Origin of the sequence: Primorskyibacter flagellatus, assembly GCF_048268605.1 — a bacterium.
In the GTDB taxonomy this organism is placed as follows: domain Bacteria; phylum Pseudomonadota; class Alphaproteobacteria; order Rhodobacterales; family Rhodobacteraceae; genus Primorskyibacter; species Primorskyibacter flagellatus.
The window spans coordinates 146,042-168,328 of record NZ_JBLWVF010000006.1; the positions used below are offsets into that span (position 1 = coordinate 146,042).

General features: G+C 58.8%; 21 protein-coding genes. 9 read left to right on the plus strand and 12 right to left on the minus strand.

Annotation, left to right across the window (positions count from 1 at the left end):
* Positions 1-4: 4 nt before the first annotated feature.
* The 3 genes from bhcC to bhcA are packed head-to-tail and all read right to left on the minus strand — an operon-like array spanning position 5 to position 3,346.
* A complete protein-coding gene (gene bhcC, locus ACN0WV_RS09395; RefSeq protein ID WP_417605277.1) occupies positions 5-1,171 on the minus strand; it encodes a 3-hydroxy-D-aspartate aldolase BhcC in 1,167 nt (388 codons plus the stop codon).
* A 22-nt stretch (positions 1,172-1,193) separates the two neighbouring features.
* Positions 1,194-2,144 (minus strand): beta-hydroxyaspartate dehydratase BhcB, encoded by a 951-nt coding sequence (gene bhcB / locus ACN0WV_RS09400; protein WP_417605372.1) that lies wholly within the window; start codon positions 2,142-2,144, stop codon positions 1,194-1,196.
* 11 nt (positions 2,145-2,155) lie between these two features.
* Entirely contained in the window at positions 2,156-3,346 is a 1,191-nt protein-coding gene (gene bhcA, locus ACN0WV_RS09405; protein ID WP_417605279.1) for an L-aspartate--glyoxylate aminotransferase BhcA, read from the minus strand.
* A 167-nt stretch (positions 3,347-3,513) separates the two neighbouring features.
* Here bhcA and bhcR point away from each other — a divergent pair, with 167 nt between their 5' ends.
* The 4 genes from bhcR (at position 3,514) to ACN0WV_RS09425 (ending at position 8,996) form a co-directional block, all read left to right on the plus strand.
* Entirely contained in the window at positions 3,514-4,356 is an 843-nt protein-coding gene (gene bhcR / locus ACN0WV_RS09410; protein ID WP_417605281.1) for an HTH-type transcriptional regulator BhcR, read from the plus strand.
* Positions 4,357-4,440: 84 nt separating this feature from the next.
* Entirely contained in the window at positions 4,441-7,311 is a 2,871-nt protein-coding gene (locus ACN0WV_RS09415; RefSeq protein WP_417605283.1) for a molybdopterin oxidoreductase family protein, read from the plus strand.
* Positions 7,308-8,045, plus strand: coding sequence for a 4Fe-4S dicluster domain-containing protein (locus tag ACN0WV_RS09420; protein WP_417605284.1), 738 nt, complete (start codon positions 7,308-7,310; stop codon positions 8,043-8,045). Before ACN0WV_RS09415 ends, ACN0WV_RS09420 begins: the two co-directional genes overlap by 4 nt.
* Positions 8,046-8,057: 12 nt before the next feature.
* The gene (locus tag ACN0WV_RS09425) at positions 8,058-8,996 is read left to right on the plus strand and encodes a dimethyl sulfoxide reductase anchor subunit family protein (RefSeq protein ID WP_417605285.1); all 939 of its coding nucleotides are present in this window, start codon (positions 8,058-8,060) and stop codon (positions 8,994-8,996) included.
* A gap of 91 nt (positions 8,997-9,087) precedes the next feature.
* On the opposite strand, the gene ACN0WV_RS09430 is transcribed toward ACN0WV_RS09425, so the two are convergent.
* The 4 genes from ACN0WV_RS09430 to ACN0WV_RS09445 form a co-directional block, all read right to left on the minus strand.
* The gene (locus ACN0WV_RS09430; RefSeq protein ID WP_417605287.1) at positions 9,088-9,549 is read right to left on the minus strand and encodes a DUF3237 domain-containing protein; all 462 of its coding nucleotides are present in this window, start codon (positions 9,547-9,549) and stop codon (positions 9,088-9,090) included.
* Positions 9,550-9,618: 69 nt separating this feature from the next.
* Complete coding sequence (locus ACN0WV_RS09435) at positions 9,619-11,151, minus strand: heme biosynthesis protein HemY (protein WP_417605289.1); 1,533 nt, start codon at positions 11,149-11,151, stop codon at positions 9,619-9,621.
* A 10-nt stretch (positions 11,152-11,161) separates the two neighbouring features.
* A complete protein-coding gene (locus tag ACN0WV_RS09440; RefSeq protein ID WP_417605291.1) occupies positions 11,162-12,652 on the minus strand; it encodes a hypothetical protein in 1,491 nt (496 codons plus the stop codon).
* A gap of 53 nt (positions 12,653-12,705) precedes the next feature.
* Positions 12,706-13,407 (minus strand): uroporphyrinogen-III synthase, encoded by a 702-nt coding sequence (locus ACN0WV_RS09445; RefSeq protein ID WP_417605293.1) that lies wholly within the window; start codon positions 13,405-13,407, stop codon positions 12,706-12,708.
* Positions 13,408-13,506: 99 nt separating this feature from the next.
* Between ACN0WV_RS09445 and tsaD the strand changes: the two genes are divergently transcribed.
* From tsaD to ACN0WV_RS09470, 5 genes are all read left to right on the plus strand, one after another.
* Positions 13,507-14,604 carry a tRNA (adenosine(37)-N6)-threonylcarbamoyltransferase complex transferase subunit TsaD gene (tsaD, locus tag ACN0WV_RS09450; protein ID WP_417605295.1) on the plus strand — a complete coding sequence of 366 codons (1,098 nt, stop codon included), beginning with the start codon at positions 13,507-13,509 and terminating at the stop codon, positions 14,602-14,604.
* On the plus strand, positions 14,601-15,557 hold the full coding sequence (locus ACN0WV_RS09455) for an NAD(P)H-dependent glycerol-3-phosphate dehydrogenase (RefSeq protein ID WP_417605297.1): 957 nt from the start codon (positions 14,601-14,603) through the stop codon (positions 15,555-15,557). Before tsaD ends, ACN0WV_RS09455 begins: the two co-directional genes overlap by 4 nt.
* Before the next feature lie 3 nt (positions 15,558-15,560).
* Positions 15,561-15,833: a YciI family protein gene (locus ACN0WV_RS09460; RefSeq protein WP_417605299.1), complete on the plus strand. Its 273-nt coding sequence runs from the start codon at positions 15,561-15,563 to the stop codon at positions 15,831-15,833.
* Complete coding sequence (locus tag ACN0WV_RS09465) at positions 15,830-16,249, plus strand: EVE domain-containing protein (RefSeq protein ID WP_417605301.1); 420 nt, start codon at positions 15,830-15,832, stop codon at positions 16,247-16,249. The genes ACN0WV_RS09460 and ACN0WV_RS09465 overlap by 4 nt, the downstream gene beginning before the upstream one ends.
* A 372-nt stretch (positions 16,250-16,621) precedes the next feature.
* The gene (locus tag ACN0WV_RS09470; protein ID WP_417605303.1) at positions 16,622-17,203 is read left to right on the plus strand and encodes a hypothetical protein; all 582 of its coding nucleotides are present in this window, start codon (positions 16,622-16,624) and stop codon (positions 17,201-17,203) included.
* 7 nt (positions 17,204-17,210) lie between these two features.
* Here the strand turns inward: ACN0WV_RS09470 and ACN0WV_RS09475 are convergent, their stop codons facing one another.
* From ACN0WV_RS09475 to ACN0WV_RS09495, 5 genes are all read right to left on the minus strand, one after another.
* Positions 17,211-18,029 (minus strand): substrate-binding periplasmic protein, encoded by an 819-nt coding sequence (locus ACN0WV_RS09475; protein ID WP_417605304.1) that lies wholly within the window; start codon positions 18,027-18,029, stop codon positions 17,211-17,213.
* A 79-nt stretch (positions 18,030-18,108) separates the two neighbouring features.
* Positions 18,109-19,869, minus strand: a complete 1,761-nt coding sequence (locus ACN0WV_RS09480; RefSeq protein ID WP_417605306.1) for a pyrroloquinoline quinone-dependent dehydrogenase — start codon at positions 19,867-19,869, stop codon at positions 18,109-18,111.
* Positions 19,870-19,930: 61 nt separating this feature from the next.
* On the minus strand, positions 19,931-20,623 hold the full coding sequence (locus tag ACN0WV_RS09485; RefSeq protein ID WP_417605308.1) for a c-type cytochrome: 693 nt from the start codon (positions 20,621-20,623) through the stop codon (positions 19,931-19,933).
* 70 nt (positions 20,624-20,693) lie between these two features.
* Positions 20,694-21,503, minus strand: coding sequence for a substrate-binding periplasmic protein (locus ACN0WV_RS09490; protein ID WP_417605309.1), 810 nt, complete (start codon positions 21,501-21,503; stop codon positions 20,694-20,696).
* A complete protein-coding gene (locus tag ACN0WV_RS09495) occupies positions 21,503-22,270 on the minus strand; it encodes an ABC transporter permease (protein WP_417605311.1) in 768 nt (255 codons plus the stop codon). The genes ACN0WV_RS09490 and ACN0WV_RS09495 overlap by 1 nt, the downstream gene beginning before the upstream one ends.
* Positions 22,271-22,287 lie beyond the last annotated feature (17 nt).

The following is a 22,287-nucleotide window of genomic DNA, read 5'->3' on the forward strand; positions in this document are numbered from 1 at the left end:
GCGATCAGTAGGCTTTGCCGCGTGCAGAGACGGGCCAGACGGTCTCGACCTTGCCGTTGCGAACGCCGACATACCAGTCGTGCACGTTGGCGGTCGGGTCGCAGTGGCCGGGAACAAGCTTCAGCTTGTCATTGACCTTCAGCACGCCCTTGGGATCGGCAACAACACCGTGTTCGTCGGAACATTTGACGTATTCCACATCGTCACGGCCGTAGATGAACGGCAGGCCGCTATCCATCGACTGTGCCTTGAGACCGGCATCCACGATCGCCTTGTCTTCCTTGGCGTGGCTCATCACGCTTGTCAGGATGAAGAACGCATTTTTCCATTCGCCGTCATCAATGCGCTTGCCGTCCTTGTCCAGGATACGGCCGTAATCCGCATCCATGAACGCGTAAGAGCCACACTGAAGCTCATTGTAGACGCCCGAATTGCTCTCGAAGTAGTAAGAGCCTGTGCCGCCGCCGGAAATGAGGTCACACTCGATACCCTCGGCCCTGAGGCCTTCGACGGCGTCCTTGACCTGAGCAATAGCTGTGTCGAGCTTTTGCTGACGATCCTCGAAGCTGTCCATGTGCTGCATCGCGCCCTGATAGGCCTGAATGCCGCGGAATGTCAGGTTCTTGGCATCGCGCACCGCCTTGCCGATTTCGACGACGGCTTCGGTTGTGGTTACGCCGCAGCGGCCCGCGCCGCAGTCGATTTCGATGAAAACACCAAGATCGGTGCCGTGCTTTTGCGCGGCTTCGGACAGATCCGAGATGTTGGCAACATCATCGACGCATACGATGATTTCGCCGCCGCTGATCTTGGGCAATTGGGCCAGGCGGTCGATCTTGGCCGGGTCGCGAACTTGGTTGGAAACAAGGATTTCCTTGATGCCGGCGCGGGCGAACACTTCAGCTTCAGAGACTTTCTGGCAGCAGACACCAACGGCGCCGCCCAGTTCCATCTGCAACATCAGCACATCGACGGATTTGTGCATCTTGCCATGCGCGCGGTGGCGCATGCCGTGTGCCTTGGCATAATCGCCCATCTTCTTGATGTTGTATTCCAGCGCGTCCAGATCGAGGATCAGACAGGGCGTCTGGATATCTTTTTCATCCATGCCGGGGACGGCGGGGATGTCGAAACCGACTTCGTAATCGTCGAATTTGGCAGGTGCGTTCATTTTATGTGCTCCCTTAGCGTGTTCATTTAAGCCACGGCAGCTTGTCGAGATCGACATTGCCGCCTGTGATGATGATGCCGACGCGCTTTCCAGCGAACCGGTCCTTGTTCTTGAGGATCGTGGCCAACGGCACGGAAGAACTGGCCTCCATGACGATGCGCAGATGCTTCCATGTCAGCTTCATCGCGTCGATGATTTCCTCTTCCGACGCCGTCAGGATGTCCGTGACGTGATTTGACACAAAGTGCCAGGTCAGGTCTTTCAGCGGAACCAGCAATCCATCCGCGATGGTCTTTGGCGCATCATCAGCGATGATGTGCCCGGCCTTGAAGCTGCGATAGGCATCGTCTGCCTGCTCTGGCTCTGCGGCGATGATCTGCGTTTCGGGTACCTGATGTGACAAGGTCAGACAGGTGCCCGAAATCATGCCGCCACCACCAATCGGCGCCACAACCATATCGAGGCCGCCGGTCTGTTCCATGAACTCACGCGCACAGGTGCCCTGACCCGCGATCACCCGTGGGTCATTGTAGGGATGCACGAAATCACCGCCGGTTTCCGCCTGCACCTTGGCAAACGACTCTTCACGCGAAGAGGTCGAGGGATCGCATTCCGTGATGTTTCCGCCATAGCGTTTGACGGTGTCCTTCTTGGCCTGCGGCGCGGTGCGCGGCATGACGACATTGCAGGGAATGCCCCGCTTCATCGCGGCGTAGCTGAGGCACGAGGCATGGTTGCCAGACGAATGGGTGGCGACACCCTTCTTCGCCTGCTCCTCGTCCAGTCCGAACACCGCATTGCTGGCACCGCGCACTTTGAAAGCGCCCGGTTCCTGAAAGTTTTCGCACTTGAAGAACAGCTCTGCCCCGGTCAGCTCGTTCAGATAGGCCGAGGTCCGCACTGGTGTCTCGCGGATATAGGGCTTGATGCGCTCATGCGCATCAAGCATGTCCTGATAGGTGGGGATATACATCTCACCAGACATTATGCGGCCGCCTTGCTGCCGTTTTTCAGGTCGCGGCGGTAGTATTCCTGCGCTGCCGCAACACCCGAGCCAAGCTTCACATCCAGACCCAAATCAACCATCACCATTTCCGCGACGCCAAGGCCCGACAGCATCATCGCATCGGTCAGGCTGCCCAGATGGCCGATACGGAAAACCTTGCCGGCAACTTCGCCCAGACCAACGCCAAACGCCATCCCGTAGTCGTTTGCGGCGACGGTCACGATGTCCGTGGCGTTGAACCCTTCCGGCGTGCGGATGGCCGATACAGTGTCGGAATACACGTCGGGCGTGGCCGCGCACAGTTCCAGACCCCATGCGCCGATGGCTTTGCGAACGCCTTCGGCAATACGGTGATGGCGCGCGAACACATTGTCGATGCCCTCATCCAGCAGCATGTCGAGCGACAGTTTCAGACCGTTCATCAGGCCGACAGGCGGGGTGTAGGGGTACGCGTTGTTGTCGTACCCTTTTTGCATGTCGTTGATGTCAAAGAACGTGCGCGGCAGCGAAGCAGACTTTGATGCCTGCACGGCCTTGTCCGAGAAACCGACAATCGCCAAGCCAGCGGGCAGCATGAAGCCTTTTTGGCTGCCGGTCACGGCAACATCGACGCCCCATTCGTCAAACCGAAAATCCATGGACGCGATGGAACTGACCCCATCGACAAACAGCATTGCAGGGTGGCCCGCAGCGTCCAGCGCCTTGCGCACGGCGGCAATATCGGACTTCACGCCTGTGGCGGTTTCGTTATGCGTGGCCAGAACCACTTTGATCTCATGAGACTTGTCAGCCTTCAAGATCTCTTCGTACTTGTCGGCGGGCAGACCTTCGCCCCATGGTGTCTCGACCACATGCGCGTCCAGTCCGTGGCGCTGGCACATGTCGATCCAACGGTGGCTGAACATGCCGTTCCGCGCGGCCAGCACCTTGTCGCCCTTGTTAAGCGTATTGCTGAGCGCCGTTTCCCAGCCGCCGGTTCCGGTCGACGGGAAAATGTAGATCTTGGCGCTGTCGGATTTCAGGACCTTCCGGACACCATCCAGACACGGATGCAGGATCTTGCCAAACGTTGGCGACCGGTGGTCAATCGTCGGCATATAGCACGCCTGGCGAACCGCTTCGGGCATGTTTGTAGGACCGGGAATGAATACTGGGTTCTGGAAGCTCATGATCGTCTCCTTCTGAGGCTGAGCTCAACATATCGTGCCCCCATGCAGGACGAAACTTTTTTGAAAAGTCATTTCATTTCTACAATAGTTAAAATAATTCTTCCTTGTCAGATGGTTGCTTTTTTCATATCGTAAAATTATCTTTCATATTAAAAAGAACTCATCTTATGGAATTACAGAAGAATGACGCGCATCCATCCAGAAAGACCCGTGGACGCCCGCGTGATTGGAATGACAAGACGGCGCAAAACACCATCAAGTCGCTGGACAGGGCCATGGAAGTCTTCGAGTTTCTGAGCGAAGCACAAGGCAAGACCTTGTCAGCACTGGCAGGCGATCTCGAGCAATCTCCGGCGACGGTCTATCGCATTCTGGTAACGCTGGAAGTCAGGGGGCTGGTGGAGTTTGATCAGGCCGATCAGGTTTGGCACATCGGACCGCGCGCCTTTTTGATCGGTGCGCGCTTTTTGAAGCGGACCAGCCTTGTTGATCGGGCCAGACCCCTTCTGCGCCAGTTAATGGAGGCGACCGGAGAAACGGCCAATCTGGGTATCGAGCAAAGCGGCAATGTGCTTTTTGTCAGTCAAGTAGAGACCAACGCAAGCATTCGCGCGTTTTTTCCGCCCGGCACGCTGTCGCGACTGCACGCATCCGGCATCGGCAAAGCCCTGTTGTCGCAGATGGACGAAAGCCGGATCACCAAGTTTCTGGACCGCGGCCCGCTTGAGAAATTTACCGAATATACACTGACAGAGCGCGCCGCCTTGATTGCGGATCTCGCAACCACGCGAGCGCGCGGCTACGCCATTGACGGCGAGGAACGCAATCTTGGTATGCGCTGCATCGCCGCCCCGGTGTTCGACATCCATGACGAAGCAATCGCCGGCATTTCGGTCTCTGGCCCCACGACACGGGTCACGCCGGAAGAGATTGAACGGTTAAGTATCGCAGTGCTGACTGCATCGCACAAACTGACGGCCGCCATTGGCGGTGCCACGCCAGACCGCTGAAATCGCAAAGCATTGTTCGGCTTTGTAAAGTTTGTGTAAGCTCGCAGAAGAATCGTGCAACTTCTGTCCTGCCGAAAGATCTACATGTCCCGCGAACCCCAGATCCCGCTTTCCGAACCTGTGGGTGACCGTATTGAACAGACGACCTGTTACATGTGCGCGTGTCGTTGCGGGATCAATGTGCATCTCAAGGACGGGCCGGACGGCAAACCGCAGGTGCGCTATATCGACGGCAACCGAGATCATCCCGTCAACAAGGGCGTGCTGTGTGGCAAGGGCAGCGCGGGCATCATGCAGCACTACTCGCCCGCGCGGTTGCGCGCGCCGATGAAGCGGGTCGGACCGCGCGGGTCCGGCCAGTTCGAAGAAATCAGTTGGGACGAAGCACTGGAGATCGCGACCGACTGGCTGGGCGCGGTGCGCAAGAGCGATCCCAAGCGGCTGGCCTTCTTCACCGGGCGCGATCAAAGCCAATCGCTGACCGGGTTCTGGGCGATGCAATACGGCACCCCCAACTTCGCGGCCCATGGCGGGTTCTGCTCGGTCAACATGGCGGCTGGTGGGCTGTATACCTTTGGCGGCGCGTTTTGGGAGTTTGGCGATCCCGACTGGGACCTGACCAAGTATTTCATGCTCTTCGGTGTGGCCGAGGATCATGCCAGCAACCCGATCAAGATCGGCATCGGCAAGCTGAAAGCGCGCGGTGCCAAGGTCGTGTCGGTGAACCCGGTACGCACCGGTTATAACGCCGTGGCTGATGAGTGGATCGGGCTGCGTCCCGGCACGGACGGGCTGTTCGTGGGCGCGCTGATACACGAGTTGTTCCGCACCCAGCAGATCGACCCCGACTATCTCGTGCGCTACACCAACGCGCCCTGGCTGGTGATCGACGCGCCCGGCACCGATCAGGACGGGCTGTTTGCGCGTGACGTCGATGGCAACCCTTTGGTCTGGGACAAGGCGACGGAGGCCTATCGCAACGGCAAGGCCGCCGACATCCAGCCCGCGCTGACCGGCACCCGCACCCTGCCCGATGGCCGCATCGCCCGCCCGGTGTTCGAACTGATGGCGGAACGCTACCTGTCGGATGACTACACACCCGAAGCGGTGGCCGCGCCGACCGGGCTGGACGCTGACCAAATCCGCCGGATCGCCGCCGAACTGGCGCATGTGGCTTTCAAGGAAGAAATCGTGCTGGACCAACCGTGGACGGATTGGGCCGGGCGCAAACATGAGACGATGATCGGGCGGCCAATCTCGATGCACGCGATGCGGGGGATTTCGGCCCATTCGAACGGGTTTCAGACCTGCCGGATGATCCATATCCTGCAAATCCTGCTGGGCAGCATAGATTGCCCCGGTGGGTTCCGCTATAAGCCGCCCTACCCCAAACAGACCCCGCCCAACCTGCTGCCGCATGGCGCGGCGGGCGATATCAAGCCCGAAATGCCTCTGGGCGGGCCGCATCTGGGTTTTCCGCACGGCCCGGAACATCTGCTGCTGGACGGCGAAGGCAACCCGTCACGGCTGGACAAGGGGTTTAGCTGGGACGCTCCGATGTCGGCGCATGGGTTGATGCATATGGTCATCAACAACGCGGCAAAGAAAGACCCCTACGGCATCGACGTGCTGTTCATGTATATGGCGAATATGGCGTGGAATTCGTCCATGAACGTACCCGGCACGCTGGACGCGCTGACCGCCAAGGACGAAAACGGCGACTATGTGATCCCCAGGATCATCTATTCAGACGCCTATTACTCCGAAACCGTGCCATACGCCGATCTGATCCTGCCTGACACCACCTATCTGGAACGCTGGGATTGCATCAGCCTGCTGGACCGGCCCATTTCGGTACCGGATATGGTGGCCGATGCGATCCGTCATCCCGTGGTGCCGCCAGATCGTGACGTGCGCGGGTTCCAAGAGGTGCTGATCGACCTTGCCCGCCGGCTGAAGTTTCCCGCTTTTACAAACGAGGACGGCAGCGCGAAGTTTCCCGGCGGCTATGCCGACTATATCGTCAACCACCAGCGCAAACCCGGTGTCGGGCCGCTGGCGGGCTGGCGCGGCAAGGATGGGACAAGCTTCGGGACCGGCGCGCCCAACCCCGATCAGCTGAAAGAATACGTCAGGAATGGCGCATTCCACGCCCATCACCTTGCGCCCGAACATGCCTATTTCAAACATGCCAATCGCGGCTATCTGGATTGGGGGATCACCAAGGGCATCCGCATGTCCGCCGAGCCGACGATCTTTCAACTTTATTCCGAACCGTTGCAAAAGTTCCGCCTTGCCGCGCTGGGTCATGGCGACCGCCAACCGCCAGAGCGGGCGCGCGACCGCATAACCCGCTACTTTGATCCGCTGCCGTTCTGGTACGAACCGCTTGAAGGCACGATGATCGACACGGGTGCCTATCCGCTGAACGCGATCACGCAACGTCCGATGCATATGTACCATTCTTGGGGGTCGCAGAATGCGTGGCTGCGCCAGATCACGGCCGCGAACCGGCTGTATATCCACACCAGCGTCGGCACATCCATCGGCGCGACAGACGATGATTGGGTCTGGCTGTCTTCGCATCTGGGCCGTGTGAAATGCCAGATCCGTCTGATGGAGGGCGTCAACCCGCACACCGTCTGGACCTGGAACGCCATCGGCAAGCGCAAGGGCGCTTGGGGGCTGGATGAGGACGCGCCTGAGAATACCGAAGGCTTCCTGCTCAACCACCTGATTTCGGAACTGCTTCCCAAGGGTGGCGGAGGCTACCGCTACTCCAACTCCGACCCGATCACAGGGCAGGCCGCATGGTTTGACCTGCGTGTGGCAATAGCAAAGGCAGAGAGTACCGGCGCGACGGAACCAATGTTTGAGCCTTTGGGCCATGACAGCCAACCGCCCTCGCCCGAAAAGCTTGCCTTCGGGGTACAATTTCGGAAGGAGACGACATGACCTGCCTTCCGGAGAAAACGGGTAAAAAACTCGGCCTCGTCATTGATCTGGATATCTGCGTGGGCTGTCACGCTTGCGTGACGTCCTGCAAGGAATGGAACACCAGCGGCTATTCCGCGCCTTTGTCGGATTTCGATCCTTACGGAGCCGACCCGGACGGTGCTTGGCTGAACCGGGTGCACAGCTACGAGATCGACAACGATCACTGGAAAGGCACGGTGCATTTCCCGCGCTCCTGCCTGCATTGCGAAGATGCTGCCTGTGTGACCGTCTGCCCGACCGGGGCCAGTTTCAAACGCGCTGAAGACGGGATCGTTCTGGTCAATCCGGACACCTGCATCGGCTGCAAGCTATGTAGCTGGGCCTGCCCTTACGGCGCGCGGGAATACGATCAGGATGACGGCGTGATGAAGAAATGCACGCTGTGTGTTGACCGGATCTATAACGAAACCCTGCCCGAAGAGGACCGTCAGCCCGCCTGTGTCCGCGCTTGCCCGACCGGCGCGCGCGCCTTCGGCGACCTGGGTGATCCGGCGAGCGCCGTGTCGCAAACGGTTGAGGATCGCGGCGGCTTTAACCTGCTGGAAGAGTTCGGCTACAAGCCGGTCAACAAATACCTGCCGCCGCGCAAGGGGTCCGATCACGCGCCCGCGGTGCCAACGACGCCCACCAAGACCACCGGTGCGCCCATCGAAAAACTCTTTGCCTGGGCCGACCGGGCGCTCAGCCGCTGAGGGGCGCGCCACATGCATCCTGCCTATTCCGTCATCCTTTTCACCACTTCCTCGGGCGCGGGCTACGGCCTGCTGTTCTGGGTCTCGATTGCTTTGATGGCCGGAGATATGTCGCATACGCACTGGTCATTCTTCTTCACCTTCGCGCTGGCGGTTGCACTGATCACCGTTGGGCTACTGGCTTCGACCTTTCACCTTGGCCACCCGGAACGGGCATGGCGCGCGCTGTCCCAATGGCGGTCCTCGTGGCTGTCGCGCGAAGGCGTGGCAGCGCTGGCCACCTATCTGCCCGTCGGACTACTGGGTTTTCTGTCTCTGCTGAAAATCACCACCGGGGCAGAGCCGTTTCTGGCCTTGCTTTGCGCATTGGGCGCGGTCGCGACGGTTTGGTGTACCGGCATGATTTACGCATCCTTGCGCACCATCAAGGAGTGGAACCTGACGCTGGTCCCGGTCATCTATCTGGCTCTTGGTGCCGCTTCGGGCGGGTTGCTGATGGGGCTTATGACATCAATACTCGGCGGCCAAAACCACTGGCAGGGCGCGGCAACCCTGTTGGCGCTAGGCGTCGCGTTGGTGCTGAAACTCGTCTATTATCGGCATATCGACTCTGATGACGGGACGTACACCGCCGCGCAAGCGCTGGGGATGGGTACAAAGGGCATTCGCCAAATCGATCCGCCGCACACGCGGCCGAATTACGTCATGCGCGAGATGGGCTATGACGTCGCCCGACGTCATGCGCTGCGGTTGCGATGGCTTGGTTTACTCTGCCTGATTGCAGTACCGCTGACGTTGATTTCGCTAGGGATTTTGGCCGATCTGCCAATGTTATTGCCGTATCTATTCGCGGTCATGGCCGCCGGAATCGGTTTGATGCTGGAGCGCTGGCTGTTCTTCGCGGAGGCCACGCATGTCGCAATACTTTACTACGGCGCGCCCCGAGCCTGACGTGGAGACTTGTAGGGTTTCGCGAATGGCAAGGTCGGAATACGCTGATCCGGTCAGCGCACCGGACTACGCCGCACAGTAAATGCGCCTATTACTCAATCGCGAAAAGTGAAACCCTTACAGCCGATTTTAGCCGCGCACCGGTGCCCACAAAAAGCGTACGGTTCACCCAGGCATAGTCCGGATGGCCAGTTTCCAGCCGTGCATGGGTGCGCATGTAATAGCTGTCCTGTGGCACCGGATCACCAGCCGCAAGTTTGCGGATCACATCCTCTGGCCCGTGGCGGAAACCGAAATTGACAATCTCAATCAATGCACCGTCATCCGTTTCGAGCGCATATCTGGTATCAAGCTCTGCCAGCCCATCGCCAAAGATCGTCTGCCAATCGGCCCCCAGGTTCAGAATCCGGCCACAAAGTTCCGGCCCGGTGACACGTCCTCCCACGATCGGAATGATCCGACGCCGGCCGGCTCGGCCTGCGCCCATCTCCTTGATCGGGTCCAACCGCACCTCAAGATCGCAGACATGGCGCAGGTTCGGGGCTGGCAGCATCGCAATCTCTTGCCCTGTCGTTTCAAAATTCGTCGATGTGTCCGTCGCTACGTTTAAAAAAAGCCTGCGTTACCGCCGACCTTCTTCAAGCACTTCGGACGGCGGTGCCCCGGTTTCCGGGCCCGGCTGGACCCCGACGCTTTCCGGCTCAACGATCTCTGCCTCTTCTGGTTCCGCTGGGGTTTCAATCACGTCTGCCTCCGGCGGCTCCTCGGTTTTGTCGTCCAAGGCACCGACGATCAACGGCAGCATACCAACGCCCGTTGGTGCAGCCATCTGCGACTCATGCGGTACGGTCCAGGACAGCGTGTCAAAGCTTTGGCAATTCGCACAGACCGGTGCCCAATTGGTGTGAATGGAATGACAATTGTCACAAACCCATTGCGGCCCACGAGGTGCCGTCACGGCCTTGGCCAACCAGCCCTTGACTACGGTATCGCTGGCGCCTTCGCCGCGCTCGATCGCGGCCATGATCGTCAGCACCCGCGCATCCGCGTCGATTTCGTGCAGATTGCCCAAGGCTCGACGCGCAGCGGGGAAATCCTCGGCGGCGATGTTCAACTCGGCCATCAACAGCTTGGTTTCGCGGTGGTCCGGTTGCAGCTTAACCAGTTGTTGAAACCGCTTCAGACGCTCCTGGGGTGTTTCGTCCGGCACGATGGCCGCGAACGCTCCGGCGACTTCGGGATGCGGGCGCACTTCCCAGACTTTCTTGAGCACACGCACCGCATAACGCGGCTTGCCTTGTTCTATATAGCCCTGTGCCGCCAGAACTGCCGCAGGGATAAGGTCCGGCGACAGGCGGTTGGCCTCGATGGCGGCCACGCGTGCATCAATTGTCTTGCCTTCTTCCAATACGTCCCTGGCCTCGGACAGCGCCAGAACCGCATCACGTCGTTTGTGGACATCGCGCGGCATCGTGCCAGATTTCAGCTTTGCATTCAGTGTTTTGCGCGCGCCTGACCAGTCTTCTTTCTGCGCCTGAAGCTGCAACAGAACGTCTTGCGTCTCTTCGTGCTGCGGCTTGATGGCGAAGGCGCGTTCCGCCAGCTTCAACGCAACATCAGTTTCGCCCGCCGCCAGTTTCTGCTTCATAATTCCGCGCACGCCAACAAAGCGCGTGGCATCGTTCTGTATCAGCTTCTTGTAGACCTGCTCGGCCTTCGCACGATCCCCGCTCATTTCGGCGGCCTGCGCCGTGATTAGATCGGTCAGTTCGGGTTTTTGCAAATAGCGCTCCGCCTTGGAGGCCTTGGCCATTGCCAGCCGCCCCTCGCCCGAGGCCAGCGCCATCATGCCTTCGCTGAGCGCCTGAAACCCTTTACGTTCCCGGTTACGGTCAAAATAGCGCGAAATCGCGGTTTCATCGCCGTTGAGAAAGCGCAGCGTGGCGATCAGTAGCGAGAAAAGCTTTAGAAGCACCCAAACGGCAAGGATCACCAGCAGCGCGCCAATCACCGATTGCAGCGGTCCAAGTGTATATTCTTCACCCCCGGCGGTGATCTGAATACCCCCGTCGGTTTCCAGAAGATAACCCGCCCCGAGGGTCAGTGCCGCCACAATGGCGACGAAGATCAGTATCTTGATGAGCGACCAAAGCATTCCGGGTTCCTTACTGGGTGTTCAGTTGCTGCGAAGCCGCCGCAAGGGCGGCCACCGCATCACGGCGCGCCTGCGCCCGCGCTGTCCATACCGACAACGCCTCACGCGCGGGGTCTGGCAAAGACTCTATTTCAGTCAGCGCTGCGTCAAGGTCGCCGTCACGCTGCGCGGCCTCCGCGCGTGACAGGATCGCGTCAGCATCGTTGCCTTCCTTCGGCACGACCGACCGCGCGCCCAATTGTTCGCGCAAGAAGGCGCTGAATCGACCCCCCCCCTCATCAGCGGCGCCTGCGTCCCGCGCGGCTGAAAGCGCGGCGCGCGACGCACCGGGGAACTGGTCTGATAGTTCGGTTTGGGTCGCGACACCTTCATCCGCCACCGAAGAAAGTGCATCGGGAATGCTGCCCGTTGCCTGTTGCAACTGCGCGGCGGCATCGGCAAAGGGTGTTCCCTCTGTCAACGCGCTGGAGATTTGCGCCAAGGCAGCGCGCGCCTGAGTCAACTGCGCGGTTTCATTGGCGGCCGCTTCCATTTCAGTGGCCTCCGCCAACATCGCTTCGACCTCTTCGCGCTGCGTCTGAATGGTGGCGCGCATTGCATCAAGCTCGCGCTCATAGGCCTGGATGGCTTCGGGTGAAACGCTTTCTTCGACCGGGCGTTTTTCCAATGCCGTCAGGCGCCCTTCCAAAGCCTCGACATTGCCGGCCAGTCCTTCAAGACGCTGACTGGCCTCATTGGCCGTCGCAGCAGCATCGCTGGCTTGTGTTGACAGGGCATCGGCGTCTATCCCGCTTACGCTTTCCTCGACCGCGGTCGTTCTGGCATCCAAATCTGCTATGGCCGCGCCATGGGTCTCCAGCGTCGCAAGCGTATCAACCACAAACGGATCTTCTCCCGTCTGCACGCCCGGAAACGGCCAGCCTTCCGGAACGACATACCGCGCGGCGACGAAACCGATGATTGCGGCGGCAACACCGCCCAAAAGCAGCGGCAGAAAGCCCGCCTTCTTCACAACGGTCTGCGTGACCTGCGGCGCAGTGGTCGACGTTTCCGCGTATGGTCTGTCGGTCGAAGGGCCAGGCTCGTTCGATGCGGCGGCAAAGCCTTCGGCTTCCGGCGGCTCCGGGTCTTCAAACGGTGTGGGATCGTAGGTATCATCCGGCTCTTCCAAAGGGTCTTCGTCGAACGCGCCTTCGGACCGGTCAAAGTCATTATCGGTCAGTTCGACCTCGTCGAGGTCTTCATCCGCGTCGGGCACGGCTTCCACGGCAGCAACGCCATCGTCGCCCTCGACCACCTCGGCATCCGTCAGTTCGGCGGCGTCTGCGGCTTCGTCTCCGGGAACGGCTTCTACCGCCGACGCCCCTTCAGCCAAATCCTCATCAACTGGTGGCTCTGACCCGGTGGAGGCGTCCTCCACCACGGCGGCATCCTTTATTTCGTCGACGTCCGAAGATTTCTTGATCTTGTCCGACCCGCCCGATTTTTCATCGTCTGCCACGTGTTGCCACCTTTTCGATTCACGTTTCCCAAAAGGGATTTGCACAGTTTAGCTTACTGTGCGTCTTCCCTCCCCTCAACCCACCTGTCTGCGTCCAACAGTCTCTGCACCGTGCGGCGCATGGAATCCGCGCTTGGATGCGCCGCAATATCAACCCTTTGGACTGCGATCTGTTCCAAGGATTCCGCGACTGCATCGCTCATTGCGACGACGGCCACGGGTGCCGCAATTACGGCCTGCGCTTGAAACAGCGTCGCGGATCGTGGCGAAAACAAAGGCGCAATCACCGGTTGGTTGCCACACAACACTGAGATCGCATCCTTGTTCAGAGACATCGCTTTCTGATCGTAAAGAACCACCGCTTGCGTGTCTATCCCGGCGGCAACAAGCGCGTCTGCGACACCCCCCCGTGCATGTCTGCCCCGCGCATGAACCAGCGGCACAGTCGGGGCCGCCCGTATTATCATGGGAATCATGTCTGCCGCCGTTCCCTGCGCGCAGATGGGATCAAAGCCGAGGGCCCGCGCCGCACGGCCGGTCGCCTCGCCGACCGCAAAACAAGGCTGATGAACCTGGCCGCCAAGCGCCTGCCATGCTCTCACACCGTTGATTGAGGTGAAGATCACCCCGCAATCCGAGGCAATGTGCGGCAGGTTTTCAGCGACCTGCACGTCGAATAGCGGCGAAATGACCAGATCGAAACAACCCCGAAGAGTGTCGGCGAAAGCGCGCGAATCCGGCTCGGGTCGTGTCATCAAAAGAACAGGCTGGTGCCGGGACATGCAAACACCGGGATTGTGAGAAACAGACCAGAGTGTTACCTGCCATTTGGCGTGCAAGCAACGGCTAGGCATATGACAGACCGTCTGACCATCCTTGGAATTGAAAGCAGCTGCGATGATACGGCGGCCGCTGTTCTGCGGCATGAGCCGGGCAAGCGCGCACAAATCCTGTCGTCTGTGGTCATGGGACAAGACGCGCTGCATCGTGATTTCGGCGGCGTTGTGCCGGAAATCGCCGCGCGCGCCCATGCGGTCAAGCTGGATGGCTGCGTGACCGACGCGCTGAGCGAAGCGGACGTGTCCCTGACCGAGATTGACGTCATCGCCGTGACCGCCGGGCCGGGGCTGATTGGTGGCGTCTTGTCGGGCGTGATGCTGGCCAAGGGGCTGTCGGCGGGCTTGGGCAGGCCGCTTGTGGGCGTGAACCATCTGGCAGGCCACGCGCTGACGCCCCGGCTGACGGACGGGTTGCCCTATCCCTATCTGATGCTCCTGGTTTCCGGCGGGCATTGCCAGTTTCTGATCGTGCGCGGGCCAGATAGCTTCTCCCGTTTGGGCGGTACGATTGACGACGCGCCGGGCGAGGCGTTCGACAAAACCGCCCGCTTGCTGGCGTTGCCGCAACCCGGTGGACCCTCGGTTGAGAAATCAGCGCGCGACGGCGACCCAAAGCGATTTGCCTTTCCCCGGCCCTTGCTGGACCGACCGGGCTGCGACATGTCTTTCTCGGGCATGAAAACCGCATTGCTGCGCCAAAGGGATCAGCTTGTTGCTGCCGAAGGTGGGCTGAGGCAGGCAGATCGTGCCGACATTTGTGCCGGGTTTCAGGCCGCGATCTGTGATGTGATGACCGAAAAGGCGCGCCGCGCATTGGATCTGTATCTGGCCGAAGCACCAGAAGCTCCGGCCTTCGCCATTGCGGGCGGCGTCGCGGCAAATCAGGCGATCCGAGGCGGGTTAGAGGCGCTTTGTGCCCAGCGCGACGTGCAGTTTGTCGCCCCGCCGCTACGCCTGTGCACCGACAATGCCGCCATGATTGCCTATGCCGGGCTGGAACTGTTTCTTGCCGGCCATGAGGATGACATGACGCTGGCCGCCCGTCCGCGTTGGCCGCTGGACAAGCTTGCCGCGCCGCTTGTGGGCAGCGGACGCAAAGGGGCCAAGGCATGAGCGTCGGTATCCTTGGCGCGGGCGCCTTCGGAACCGCGCTTGCAATCTCTATCGCGTCGGGGCGTACGACCGTTCGGCTTTGGGGTCGGTCTGCCGATGACATGGCCGAGCAGGCAAACCAGCGACGAAACCCGCGTTATCTGCCCGATGCCGCCTATCCCGACACATTGCACCCGACCGCCGATCTGGCAGACGCGCTGGAGTGCGAGGTTCTGCTGCTGGCCGTCCCCATGCAGAGATTGCGCGACGTGCTGCGCGGGCTGGACCTGCCGCCCCACCTGCCGCTTGTCGCCTGTTGCAAGGGCATCGAACTTGCGACCGGGCTTGGCCCTGTGCGGCTGATCTCATCGCTGAAACCCAACCCGGCGGCAATTCTGACCGGCCCGAGTTTCGCGCAGGACATTGCGAAAGGGCTGCCCACAGCCCTGACCCTGGCCTGCGCCGACCCGTTGGTGGGAACGGCGCTGCAACACAAGCTATCGACCGCCAATATCAGAGTGTACTACACCTCGGATACGCTAGGGGCAGAGCTGGGCGGCGCATTGAAGAACGTCATGGCGATCGCATGTGGCGCCGCAATCGGAGCCGGGCTGGGCGACAGTGCCCGCGCCGCCTTGCTGACACGCGGTTTTGCCGAAATGCAGCGAATGGCGCATCACATGGGCGCGCGCCCGGAAACGCTTGCAGGCCTGTCCGGACTCGGCGATCTTGCACTGACCTGCACGTCAGAGCTTTCGCGGAACTTCAGGCTGGGCCTGACTCTGGGACGCAGCGAAAGCTTTGACAAGGGCGTCACTGTGGAAGGGGCCGCGACGGCGCGTGCAACGCTGGAACAGGCAAAGACCCACGGCATCGACATGCCGATCACGCAAACCGTTGTTCGACTGCTGGACGGCACGGATTTACACAAGGCCATGGACGACCTGCTGTCCCGGCCGCTTAAAGAGGAATAGGACATGCTCGTTGCCCTGATCGCCCGCGACAAACCCGGCGCCCTGCAAACCCGCAAGGACAACCGCCAAAAGCATCTCGACTACATCGACGCGACGGGTGTCGTGACGCAGGCGGGCCCGCTGCTTGACGATGCGGGAGAGATGACCGGCTCGCTTGTCATTCTGGACGTGCCTGACATGGACGCGGCAAAATCCTGGGCCGCAGGCGATCCCTATGCCGCCGCAGGACTGTTTGAGTCCGTCGATCTGATCCAATGGAACCGGGTGATCGCATGAGATACTGGCTGTTCAAATCAGAGCCATCGACCTGGGGCTGGGATGACCAACTGGCCAAGGGCGATACGGGCGAGGAATGGGACGGCGTGCGGAACTATCAGGCGCGCAACTTCATGCGCGAGATGGCGGTGGGGGATCGCGGGTTTTTCTACCACAGCCAGAAAGAGCGGGCGCTGGTCGGCATTGTCGAGGTGATCGCCGAAGCCCACCCTGACAGCACCACGGACGATGACCGTTGGGAATGTGTGGACATCAAGGCGGTGAAATCACTGCCGCGCGCCGTAACCCTGGACGAGATCAAGCAAGATCCGCGTCTGGCCGATATGGTGCTGGTCAAGAATTCGCGCCTGTCCGTGCAGCCCGTTACGCCAATGGAATGGCAGATCCTCTGCGAGCTTGCAGGAACCGAGTCGTGAACCGCCAGAACAGCCAGACCGGACGCATACGAAGATCAAACCCGTTTTACAGTTTGTGCCGAGCCGACCGCACCTGACGCTGGTAGCTCGGCGGGCCGTCATCCTTCAGATACTTCCTGATCGTGTTCCGCGAAAATCCCGTCGCCCGCGCAACGGACCGGATGCTGCGCCCCTCAACCAATAGCCACCGCCGGATCTTCGACACGCTTTTCATAAATAGCAGGTGGGTCAATTTTACGCGCTCATAACTCACCCAACTGGGTCAATCTTGCATGCCGATTCACACATGTCAGACACTTTGCGCAGGTGTCTTGCTTCTGGTTTCAAGTTGCGGGCATGTAAACGAAGCATGCAATCAACACGGGCGCATTTATGACTTTCCTTAACGATCTTACTTTACAGCAAATCGTGACAAGAGGTCTGGCTTATATGCTGTTTTCCAGCGTCTATCTTTTTGTCCTCCGGGTCGTTAACCATATTGGTGGCAATAGATCGTATAATGGCGGCTCTTTGGCGGCTTGGGGCCTGCTAATGGCTATTTTGTTTCGCGCTGGTTGGGTTGTGGTGCCGTCACATGGCGCGGCAAACATATGGGCGCGTGTACGGCAGGCGTTGGCACCGCTGATCGCCAGCGCATGCCTTTTAGCCATCATCCCATTGATCGATCTGTTGCGCCCCCTAGCCTATAGAGAATTAAACCCAAGCTTGGGCCCGTTTTTGAATATTCTGTTCAATCAAATACAGGATATTTCTGTTGGTTCAGCAATCCTGTGCTTGCTTCCCTGGCCAGGCTTGCCCGGAGCGCAGATCGTACTGGCAATGAAGCAAGCCTGGGTGCCCCGGTTCCGAACCCTGGAATGGCCTGCAGCCCTCGTGTTGATCGCCATCATGTTAAGCGTGTTTGACCCCGCCTGGCTGCAAGGCCTTCTTTCGGGACTATCATTAACCCGATGACGGTTTTTCACCCTCCTGGCATGCCTGCAAAGCCGAATTCATCCATAAGTGCCGCTATGGTTTCGTCCTGAATCAAGGCATCAATCGCTGAATCGATCTGATTGCGCAGGAAGCTGTCGCGCGATGAAACCAACCCGCCGACACGCACTGTCGCCACCTGTATTGGATCAGGCGCGATAATTTTGACATCCCCCCCGCCGGGTTCCTCTGCCAACAGCTGCTGCAACATTGGCTGCCACAACAACATTCCTGAAAGTTGCCCGTCGCGCAGGCGCCTGAGCATCAACGATTTGTCGGCATAAGGAAGTCGCTTCCACCGCTGCCCCTCTGGGCGTTGACCCATCGCGGTGATAAACGCCCATTCGCCGGACGATCCCAATGCAGTTCCGATAAAGTGCTCTTTTGGAATATCCGCAAGGGTTTCATATCTGGGGTCCAACACCGCCAAGACATAGGGCACCGTGGCATAAACACGGGTCGGGCTGACCCAATCGGGATAGAGGTTTCCAGTCTGCAGAGACATCCCCATAACGAGGTCGCAGTTCTTGTTCATCCGGATTTGGAGCTCTTCAAGAAACCCGCCACCACTGATTGGAAATCCACCCGGAGATTGATAGAACACCACATCAAGAAACAGTGCCTTGCCGATTTCCTCGGCCACCGCCCGATCAAATGGTGCCCCAACGGCGGCATCATCCACACAAACCCGGATTTTGTCACCTTGGATCTTGCGCGTGTTATCAAGATACATCTGCGGCGCATCTTGTCCCCGCGCTGGCACGCAATTCAACGCAAATACCAAAGCCAAGAGAGAACGAAAAATCATCTCAATTTCTCCGGTTCAAACGTGAGAAAGGAGCCAGAACGGCACCTTTCTCTCTCGTAGGTCGTGTCGAGGTGATACCTTAGCCGTCCGACTTTGGCAGTTTGAACACGAAAATCGAGTTGCCTGCACCACTTGGTAGCGGCACTTCTGGAAACATCGACGCTGCGCTTGATGCAGCTGCGCTATATCCTGTTGGAACAACGAGATACTGTTCTCCGTCCACTTCGAATGTGGAAGGCGAACCGCCGATAGGCGCGTTCAGGCGCTGGCTCCAAAGAACCTCACCTGTGGTATCATCCCACGCTTTGATATAGCGCCCAGCGTCGCCACCGAACACTAGACCGCCCGCCGTCGCAATCACTGAGGACGTTGGGATTGTCCGCTGACGGTGCTGCCAGGCATGGGTGCCTTGCTCTGGGTTAACCGAAATGGCATCCACAAGACCGGCCTGATCGATACCTTCGGGCAGAACCCGCGGACCGAACTTCAATGAACCAGTGGAGTTACCAGCGGTAAATTCGGTCTGAATGGGTGTCGTGGTGTTACATGCTTCGGTCAAAGGCACATAAAAGCTGCCAGTACGCGGCGAGTAAGCACCTGCCTGCCACAGCTTGCCACCGGAAACCGATACGCAGGCCAAGTGGGACTCACCGACCGCTGAGGACACGAGATCTTCGTTGATGTGAACTTTGCCGTCGTCGTCAATTTTGGTCACAACATTCTGGTAAACGGTTTCAAGCGACCACAGGTATTTTCCTGTGTCCCGATCCAATGCAAAAGCGATACCGTTTTTACCCGGAACGGACACAACCATCTTGTGCTTTTTGCCGTCGACTTCCTGATCAACCAGTACACGCTCAAACGGGCTGTCGAGATCCCAGTTGTCGCGTGGCAAGTGTTGGAAGTACCACTTCAACTCGCCGGTATCCGCATCCAGCGCCAAGGTCGAGTTGGTATAAAGCACGTCACCGTCGCCCGAACCACGAACCAGTTCGGCATATGGTGCCGGCATCCCCACGCCCCAGAAGGTCATATTCGTTTCAGGATCATAGGACCCAACAGCCCAAGGCGTGCCACCCCAGCGGTTTTCTGGCGGCACATCCCCCCAGCTTTCGCCCTGGGCGGGATTGTTCGGATCATCCAGCGTGTTGAAGCGCCACAGTTCTTCACCGGTTTCCGCGTCATGCGCAGCGATGAAACAACCACCCGCCGTACCCGCAATGGAGCAACCCGAAATCGCCGAGATTACTTTGCCGTTCACAACCAGCGGGCCAACAGTGTAGCTGTAACCTTTGGAGTTATCGAACGCTTGGGTTTCCCAAACAGTTTTGCCAGTGGTCGCCTCCAGCGCAACAATCTTGGCGTCTACAGTGGTCAGATAAACCTTGTCTTCATACAGCGCGATAGAGTTTTTCTGTCGACGTGACTGATAATTCAGGTAGCCCCAGCTTTTGGGAACTTCGGCCAGCGCGTGGCGGTATTCCCACAACAAATCGCCGCTTTTGGCATCTAGCGCCTGAACGATCGAATTGTTGGTGTTGATGAACATGATGCCATCGTGTTCCAGCGCGGTGGTCTGTTGCAAACCAACGTCGGCCATCGGCCAAGCCCAGGCAAGCTCGAGATCGGCAACAGTATCTTTGTTGATCGTGTCCAGATTGCTGTAACCGTGGTTATCAATCGTGCCGCGCCACATCAGCCAATCGCCGGCTGGCGGGTTCATAATCATTTCGTCGGTGACGGGCGAGTAAGCGCGCTCATCGTCTTGCGCGAAAACGGGGCTGGCAAACGCCAGTCCGGCGCTCAGCGTAAGGATCGACGGCTTCAGATAGAATTGCATGGAATACCTTCCCAGAGTCGTTTGTTTTGTTTCACATCACGTCAGGCAATGTCGGAAATTCTTACTGCTCAACGCTTGGCAGTTCTTTGCCCCAGGTATACGCCTGCGGCACTCCATTCCCCGTCGCCTCCCCGTCCGAAGAACCTGCGAACATATCGCTGCCCGGCAGTGGCTTTCCCCAAGTGTACGCTTGCGGCACTGAAGCGGCTGAATCCGCATTGGTGGCTTCAGAAACGTTGGTGGTTGCCGCAACAGATGTCACTGCGACAAGGTCGATGGAGTCCAATACGTCATAGTCCACAACCAACGCATCTTCGCCCGGCTGCGCGCCGTTATGGGCAAGAATGTAGGCCATAATTGCGAGGTATTGATCCTCGGGCAGTTCTCCGGGGGCTTGGGGCGGCATTGACACCGAGATCATATCATACAGCCCTCCTGCCGTGCTGAAGTTCTGCATGGTTTCCGCGCTCAGCGCTGGGGCTTCTTTGCCCTCTAGGTCAGTGCCATGGCATTGAGAGCATTGTGCCCCATAGAGCGCTTTGCCCGTGTCCGCCTGTTCCTGGGTGAAACCTGCTGCATTGGCCACTATGGGGACGATTGCTGCAATCAAAGCGCAGACTGCCAGCTTACAAGATCGTGTTGTATTCAATTGGTCCTCCGTATCATCAACCAATGTCCTCGACAGAAGAACGCCAGAACGAGAGCGCTCTGGAAATGCCGGCTTACCGTCGCCGGAAGGTCGTGAGTCTATCATGAAACACACCCCGCATCGGGACAATGCCGTGATGTGAATATGATACATTGGTTTTTCGGATAGTCGGCACTCAGTCAGCGACGGGCAAACCATATTGCGATCTAAGGTCGTCCAGTCGTCCGTCCTCGTCCATAGCGGAAAGGGCGCGTGCGAAGGCGCGACGCAACTCAACATCGCCCTTCCAGAACCCAATTGCAAAGGATTGCCGCGCGACGCCTTCAGCCTTGAACCAGGCGGAGGTCAGGTCGGTTCGACCTTGGGCCAACCGGTCTGCGATCCCCTTATCGGCCAATCCGACCTGCGCGCGCCCCCCTGTAAGTGCTGCTATTAAAGCTGCCTCGTCGCGGACCAGCACAACATCAGCCTTTTCGGCTCGCAACACCTGGCTTAGTGCCAAACGATCCAACCCTGGGGCAGGCAGAACAGCAATGCTCTCTCTCGACTCTGGCACAAGCGTATATGGCCGGATAACGCCCCAGCCCATTTGCACATCTGTGGGAAGCGTCTGCAAAAACCCACGGGTTTCCTCTGAATCGACGATACCGCCCGCGATCACATCGCACTGGCTTCGGCTCAGCCGCCAGTTGCGAGGATTGAAATCAGCCCCCATCGCCGAAACGACCCGCGTTTTCAACGTGATCCCTATGCTTTCGCTTAACTCCAGCATGAGCCCGACATCAAATCCGGGATATGTGGGATCGCCGGTGACCAAGGGGGGACGGCTTGGCGGGATACACACGCGCAACGTGCCGCGCCTTTGTATCTCTGACAAAGATGTATCCGCAGGAACGTAGGATAGCCCGAACATCAATAGCGACACCACCGCAACGTTTATCACCACAGGACGCCACCGGAACGGGCTGTGAAAACGCGGTGCCATCAGGTGCGGCGAAATTCGAATAATGCCACCTGAAAAAAGACCACTCCAAGCAATAGGATAAGTGTTGGTCCGATGTGAGCAGGAAACTGATTGAATCCGATCAATATGCCACGCAGGAAATCGACCGCATAAGTAATCGGATTAATGCGCATCGCCGCAACCAGCCATTCAGGATAAACTATGATTGATTGTGTTCGACTAAGGCTTGGATCAAGCGGAAAAACAGAGCTTGAGGTGAAATACAACGGCAGGATTAGAGTGTTGGAGAACACACCGAACCCCTCGAAATTACGGACCCGATTGGCAAGGATCACGCCAAATGCGGTCAAAGTGAAACTAAGGCAGAACATTGCCAGCAGAGCCAAAGCAATCTGTCCCGGCATCAGCGAAATATCCGCAAATCGCGCAAGGATCAAAACGATCGACCCATGCACGGTGGCAATTGTGCTGCCACCCAGAATCTTGGCCAACAGGATCAAAGGGGTCGGCAGGGGCGACACTAGAATTTCCCGCAAAAACCCAAATTGCCGGTCCCATATGACAGACACCGCGAACAGGATCGATGTGTACATAATGTTAAGGACAATCACCGCAGGAAACAGAAACTGCACATAGGTATACGGCAGAACGACCCGAACTTCACCATAGACTTCGCCGCGAAAATACGGGTTCAACCCGATCCCCAGCACCAACAACCAAATCAAGGGGCGCGACACCCCCCCGATGATCTGACCGCGGTCACGCAGCGCGCGCACAACTTCGCGCAACCAAATTCCATACATTC